This is a genomic window from Tunicatimonas sp. (assembly GCF_049647865.1).
Lineage (GTDB): Bacteria > Bacteroidota > Bacteroidia > Cytophagales > Cyclobacteriaceae > Tunicatimonas.
The window spans coordinates 1-6,512 of the sequence record NZ_JBARYM010000203.1; the positions used below are offsets into that span (position 1 = coordinate 1).

Below are 6,512 nucleotides of genomic sequence, written 5' to 3' on the forward strand. Positions count from 1 at the left end.
ATCCGGGACGAACAGTGTCATGGTTTCCGCCATCGTTAGGCTATAGCTGAACACATAATCTCGATCCAGTCCTTCTCCAGCGCTATCATCTGTCTGAGTTAAAGCCGAAGGCCCCCGGGTAGAGTACTGGCCATACTGATACGTATTCCAGATACGTCCTAAATTGGTGCCAACCGCTAGAAGGGCAGCGACTACTAAAATGCCGGAGCGAATCAGAAAGGGCTTGATCTCCTTTTGGCGTATAGCTTGTACTAGCATAGCGATACCGTAAAAGATGACCAGTAGCAGCAGGTAGTAAGTAATTTGTAGGTGATTGCTGTCAATTTCCAGAGCCAATGCTAACGCCGTGAGAGCAAATCCGCCTAATAATTTACCTCGGTAGGTCAAGTGAATACCGCCGAGCACTAACGGCATGTAGGCAATGGCTTCTATTTTCCAAATATGCCCGGCTTCTAGGCTGACAATATTAAACGTTCCCAGTCCGTAGGCCACGGCTCCGGCTAAAGCTAGATAGGGACGAACACCAAAAATAATGAGAAGAATATAGAAACTTAAAGAGCACTTCAAAATTACTTCAGCCTGTCGAGGAAAGCCTAGCGAATAGACATCCTGAAAGAAATTGATGATTCCTTCTCCCTCATATTTAATGTTAATCAAATACGCCGGCATGCCTCCGAACATAGAATTAGTCCAAAGAGCCTCTTCGCCGGTTTTGTCCCGATACTCTACAATCTCTTGTCCGGAAGAAATACCCTGTAGTACATCATTTTGCTCAATAACCTTGTTTCCAAAAAACATAGGGCTAAAGAACAGAATGGTAATAATTGCCAGGACAGTAATTGATAGTATGTGCGGGAGAACCTGCTCTTTGAAATTTAGTTTAGACATAGATGGAGGTATCAATATTGGCGATAAAATTACAACTCGCTACGAATAATTTCTGCAATCTTAGTTAAAACTTTATTTGAGGTAGTAATTACAAGGCCAAATCTCTTACCTGCAAGCGAGAATATAAAATTTACTAAGAAGTAATAGTATATTGCAGATATACTAAACAAGTGGTTATTGTCGCGACTTACATTAGCGTATTGGCTGATATGTCAAATCTATGATTCAATTCTACTCATTTTTTCAACTAATATTTAGGTATATTATTTTCTCTCAACGAGGTCTTTCCCCTTTTTATTCAATTACTTTTTCTATAATCCTAACGGTCATCAGTTTCTCTGGGTATTCTCAAAGCTATCCGCCCAAACGAGAATTCCGAGGAGTGTGGGTGGCCACAGTTGATAATATTGACTGGCCATCTTCCAGCAGCCTAACAACGGTAGAGCAACAACGGGAATTTGCCGATTTGGTCGCTTTTCATAAGGCGAATGGTATGAACGCACTGATTGTGCAGGTGCGTCCCAGTGCCGATGCTCTTTACCAGTCGAACTACGAGCCTTGGTCACGTTGGCTCACGGGGGTAGAGGGAAGAAGCCCCAATCCTATCTACGACCCTCTGGAATTCATGATTGGGGAATGCCGTAGACAGCAAATGGAGTTTCATGCTTGGGTCAATCCGTTCCGAGCCATTTTTAATTATCAGCAAGGCGATATTAGCGATCAGCATATTTTCTTCGATCATCCTGAATGGGTAGTACCTTACGGAAAACATAGTTACCTCGATCCAGGATTGCCCGAAGTGCGGCAGTACGTGTTGAACGTTGTTATGGATATTGTAAATCGCTATAATATTGATGGGCTGCATTTTGACGATTATTTCTATCCGTATCGCATCGACAGCCTATCGTTTTCCGATAATATCAGCTTCACTCGTTATGGCGAAGAGTTTGATACAATCGCGGATTGGCGGAGGGACAATGTAAATCAGTTTATACAATCGGTTCACGATAGCATTGAAGCGGTAAAACCTGAAGTGCGTTTCGGCATTAGCCCCTTTGGAGTGTGGCGAAACGCTGACGCTGATCCTTTGGGTTCTGATAGTCAGGCACGACAAACCAGCTACGATGATCTTTACGCTGATGTAATTACTTGGTTAAAAAACGGGTGGATTGATTACGTAGCTCCTCAACTGTACTTTAGTATTGGCTTTGAATTAGCTGATTATCAGAAGTTGCTTGATTGGTGGGTGAAGAATACGTACGGACGCCAGCTTTATATTGGCCAAGCCGCCTATAAAATCGGTCGTCCCGCAGACTCTCTTTGGAACGACCCTTACCAAATAATTGATCAAATCTCCTTAAACCGGAAAAGCTTTCAGGTAGATGGCAGTATTTTTTTTAGTGCTCGCTCCTTCATAGATAATCCTTTGGGAATTAATGATCGCTTACAAAGTGGAAGTTTTAAATATCCAGCACTAATACCTTCTATGCCCTGGCATCAGGAAGAGATACCTTCTCCACCGCAAGGTATTCTTATTGCTCGCAATAAGTCAGAAGTGCTGTTGCAATGGCAACCGAGTATTCACCAGAAAGATAATTGTTATTACGTGATTTATGGGGTTGAAGGAGACGAGCCGCCCAATATCAGCGATCCAACCACTATGATTGCTAAAAGCTATTATCCGCAATTGACCTTTAGCGAAGAGGAGCGAAACGGTATATTCAGAAAGAAGCACACCTTTGTAATTACTTCAGTCAATCAGAATCATGACGAAAGCGCAATGAGTTCCCCGGTTCATATTAGACTATTCTGATAGTGTTCTGGTTACTCTAAGTGTTATTTGGTATTTTTACTACTCATTTAACAACCTAATCAGTATGAAAAGAAGAGACTTTATGAAATCTAGTGCCCTGGCTACCGGGGCGGGTGCTTTGTCGGCCAGTGCTTTTGCTAAGACTGCTCTGCCACCCGAAAAACGATCATTTCAAATGAAATATGCTCCCCACTTCGGGATGTTCAAGAACCATGCAGGTGAGGATGTTATAGACCAACTTAATTTTATGGCGGATGTTGGTTTTACTGCCTTAGAAGATAATGGTATGATGAAGCGTACCGAAGAAATGCAGGAAAAAATTGGTCAGACACTCAGCGACCGTAATATGGAAATGGGTGTATTTGTTATTGATAAAGGCGGTAACGGAGCAAACACCTTGGCTGCTGGTAAGCAAGAATATATTGATATCTTTTTAGATGGATGCCGAAGAGCAGTAGATGTTGCTAAGCGCTGCAACGCTACCTGGATGACCGTAGTACCAGGTGATTATCAGCGAGATATTCCAATCGGTATTCAAACGGCAAACGTTATTGAGGCTCTCCGCCAAGCGGCAGATATTTTTGAACCCCACGGCTTAGTAATGGTGCTAGAACCGCTAAGCGATACTCCTAATTTATTTCTACGGTATTCCGATCAAACATATTTGATCTGTAAAGGAGTAAACAGTCCAGCATGTAAGATTCTATTTGATGCGTATCATATGCAGAAAAATGAGGGGCATATGATTCGTAATATTGACCTTACCTGGGATGAGATTGCGTACTTTCAGATTGGTGACAATCCGGGAAGAAAAGAACCGACTACCGGAGAAATCAACTATAAGAATGTTTTTAAGTTTATTCACGAAAAGGGGTATCGTGGTATAATGGGTATGGAGCACGGAAATTCTATGCCGGGTAAAGAAGGAGAGATTAAGCTTATTGAAGCATATGCTCAGGTAGATAATTTTGAAATATAAAAAAAGCTGTACCTGAAGTACAGCTCTTGCAGATTATCTTTAGCGAGGAATCAGTACTAGTTCGGTACTGGAGCGCAACAGTTTGTACTGGTGTGTTCCTTCACCACTAGTAAGTGAAAATTCTTTACTAGCTTCATCTTCCTGAAATTGGCCTTGCTGAAGAACTTGGATTTCACTACCAGCCCGTTGATAAGCGATTTCGTAGTCAACTGGTTCGGAACCTTCCAAATACCAAACACTAACTAAATAAGAAGTATTTTGGTCGACGTTGCCAATTACTACTTTCTCGAGTCCATTGGTATTATCGCTTATTAATACACCATTGTTCGGAAGTTCTACAACAAGGTCTATGTTGGCGGAGATGCTTTGATCCCAGCGTAAATTCAGCTCGTACTCATTTTCTTCAATTCGGTGCTGATAAATACGTTCGTTAGCAATACTACTAAGCTGAGCATTGCCTTCTAAAATATCCGTCAAAGTGATTGATATGGACTCGGGCTCACTCTCAAAATCAAAGTCTTCCAGTAGCTCAAAATCAATAAAGGCCTCAGTTTCTCCTGGTGAAATTAATAATGGTGATTCGGTTAATAACCGAACGTCTCCCCGTTGATTATTATCGGCAAAAGTAATATTTCCATTTACCACGAAATTAATCAAGGTGTTGCCTTCTTGGGGTTTATCCAAATATACACGTACTTGTTGGAAGCCACTTCCTTCTAAACTGCTTGCTTCTGTTATTGAAAACTTCGCTACTGATGCTGGCAAACCAAAATTATTGGTATCTACATCATCTTGGCAAGAGAATAATGTGCTTCCAACGATAGATACGTAAATTAAATGTCTCATAATATGAATAAAATTTAAACAAATATATTCATAATTTTTATTAGAATTGTTATAACGTAAGTTAACAAGTGATATTCCAAATTTTTTAAAGTGTATTTATAAAATGCTGATTAGCAGTGATGTTTATATCTATTTTATGCTTACCCTAGCAAGTTTAGGAGCAATCGCTTCGCGAAAGATAGATTTCCGGGGGGGAGTGATTGGTGGTATAACCGCATCAATACTATTCACTAGTAACGGCTTATTCGGTATTTTCCTGATTGGTTCTTTTTTCATAATTGGGACTCTGGCGAGTCTCTATAGAATCCACTATAAAGCAGAGTTAAACCTAGCTGAGGCTAATAGCAGTAAACGAGGATGGAAAAATGTGGTATCCAATAGCGGAACTGCCGCCTTAGTCGCGTTGATAAATATATTCTTTCCCAATTTACTTCCCGCTGAATTCTTAGTTGCTGCTTGTTTTGCAACAGCTCTTTCGGATACACTCTCTTCCGAGATGGGCAATGTAACTGGACGATGCTACTTTAGTATTCTCACCTTCGAATCAGGAAAGCGAGGGGTTGATGGAGTAGTTAGTTGGGAAGGTTTTGGCTGGGGACTCGTTGGCAGTGGTATTATTGGGGCAATCTACTGGGGATTCTTTCCTTCTATCTACGATACAGTAGTTATACTGTTAGTAGGATTTATCGGAAATATCTTGGATTCAGTGCTAGGAGCTACCTTACAAAAAAAACGCTATCTAAGTAATCACGGGGTTAATTTTACCAGTACTACGGCAGCTACGGTGATAGCTTTACTAATCAGTTCTTGGTAGGCGGAACATCATGTAACAGCCAAGTAGCTGGGTCAAGTACAATTTTCTCAACGCGAGAGCTAACATTCAGCGTAAACGATTCATCTAGTTCATCTATATACACTGATTTAATTTCGGTAGCTGACCCATCCGTATAATATATTCCAATTTGAAGTGGGAATGCGTATGGCTCAGCAGCCTGCGTTTGCTTTGTCTTAATTTTTAGCTTTTTTCCGGAACTTTGATACTTCCAGTTACTATTCAAAACGGGATAATCAGATCGATACAACCACTGCGAAAAAAATGCTGACAAATTCTCATTTGCTAGTTTGCTGGCTAAAGCAATAAAATTGTCGGTAGAAGCATTCTGGTGTTTGTACTGATTAAAAAATTGCTTTAGAATAGCAAAAAACACTTCATCGCCCACTTTCGCTCGTAGCATATGTAGTACCCAAGCCCCTTTTTGATAGGTGTTAGTATTAAGTAGCTGAAAGAGATTCGATTCATCAGTATCAACTACTTTGGCGTTAGGCGACTTAAGATGAAAAGTAAAAATACGCTCTTTGTCAGATAGCAGGCGGGCATTCATACTATCTCGCCCGTAGGCACGCTCAAAATAAAGATGAGTCATATAAGTTGAGAAGCCTTCGCTAAGCCATACATCGGACCAGTTTTCTTCGGAGACAGCATTACCAAACCACTGATGGGCTATCTCATGAGCAATTAGTCCTTCAATAGAAGGCTGATCAATAATCACTGACTCATTATAGAAAATGGCAGTGGCGTTTTCCATTCCGCCGTACTGGGTCTTAGATTGTACATTAGCAATCTTCTGGTAAGGATAATCCCCCAAAATGTTTTGGTAGAATAATAGAATATCGGCAGTAGGAGCAAACTTGTCAAATCCTATTTCGCGATCCTCGGGATACAGCCAGTTTTCGATGACAACTGATTGATGAGGGGGATACTGCACGGCAAACCTAGCGGCACCAAAGACCATTACCTTAGTAGGAATTGGTTGAGCGATTGCCCAGTGACTAAGTTTGTAACGAGATGATTTTTGGATATCAAGTAATAAATAACTCTCCTCCAAAAGCTTACCGTTAGAAATCACTTGATAATGAGCTGGAGCAGTAATAATAAATTCGCAGGTGGCTTTATCGGATGGGTGGTCGTGGGTGGGTAGCCAGAAA

General features: G+C 41.1%; 5 protein-coding genes and 1 pseudogene. 3 read left to right on the top strand and 3 right to left on the bottom strand.

Features of this window, described 5'->3' with window-relative positions; translation table 11 throughout:
• Positions 1 to 888, bottom strand: a pseudogene (locus WBA23_RS06275) (hypothetical protein); the annotation flags it as partial.
• Positions 889 to 1,108: 220 nt separating this feature from the next.
• Here WBA23_RS06275 and WBA23_RS06280 point away from each other — a divergent pair.
• Together WBA23_RS06280 and WBA23_RS06285 are read left to right on the top strand one after the other, a co-directional pair.
• Positions 1,109 to 2,701, top strand: a complete 1,593-nt coding sequence (locus WBA23_RS06280; protein ID WP_424581396.1) for a glycoside hydrolase family 10 protein — start codon at positions 1,109 to 1,111, stop codon at positions 2,699 to 2,701.
• 64 nt (positions 2,702 to 2,765) lie between these two features.
• Positions 2,766 to 3,680, top strand: coding sequence for a TIM barrel protein (locus WBA23_RS06285; protein WP_424581397.1), 915 nt, complete (start codon positions 2,766 to 2,768; stop codon positions 3,678 to 3,680).
• Positions 3,681 to 3,719: 39 nt separating this feature from the next.
• Here the strand turns inward: WBA23_RS06285 and WBA23_RS06290 are convergent, their stop codons facing one another.
• Positions 3,720 to 4,526: a hypothetical protein gene (locus WBA23_RS06290; protein ID WP_424581398.1), complete on the bottom strand. Its 807-nt coding sequence runs from the start codon at positions 4,524 to 4,526 to the stop codon at positions 3,720 to 3,722.
• Positions 4,527 to 4,629: 103 nt separating this feature from the next.
• On the opposite strand from WBA23_RS06290, the gene WBA23_RS06295 reads away from it, so the two are divergent.
• Complete coding sequence (locus WBA23_RS06295; RefSeq protein WP_424581399.1) at positions 4,630 to 5,340, top strand: DUF92 domain-containing protein; 711 nt, start codon at positions 4,630 to 4,632, stop codon at positions 5,338 to 5,340.
• Here WBA23_RS06295 and WBA23_RS06300 read toward each other — a convergent pair.
• Positions 5,327 to 6,512: M1 family metallopeptidase (locus WBA23_RS06300; protein ID WP_424581400.1), on the bottom strand; the 1,186-nt coding region annotated here is incomplete at its 5' end. The two genes, WBA23_RS06295 and WBA23_RS06300, sit on opposite strands and share 14 nt — an antisense overlap.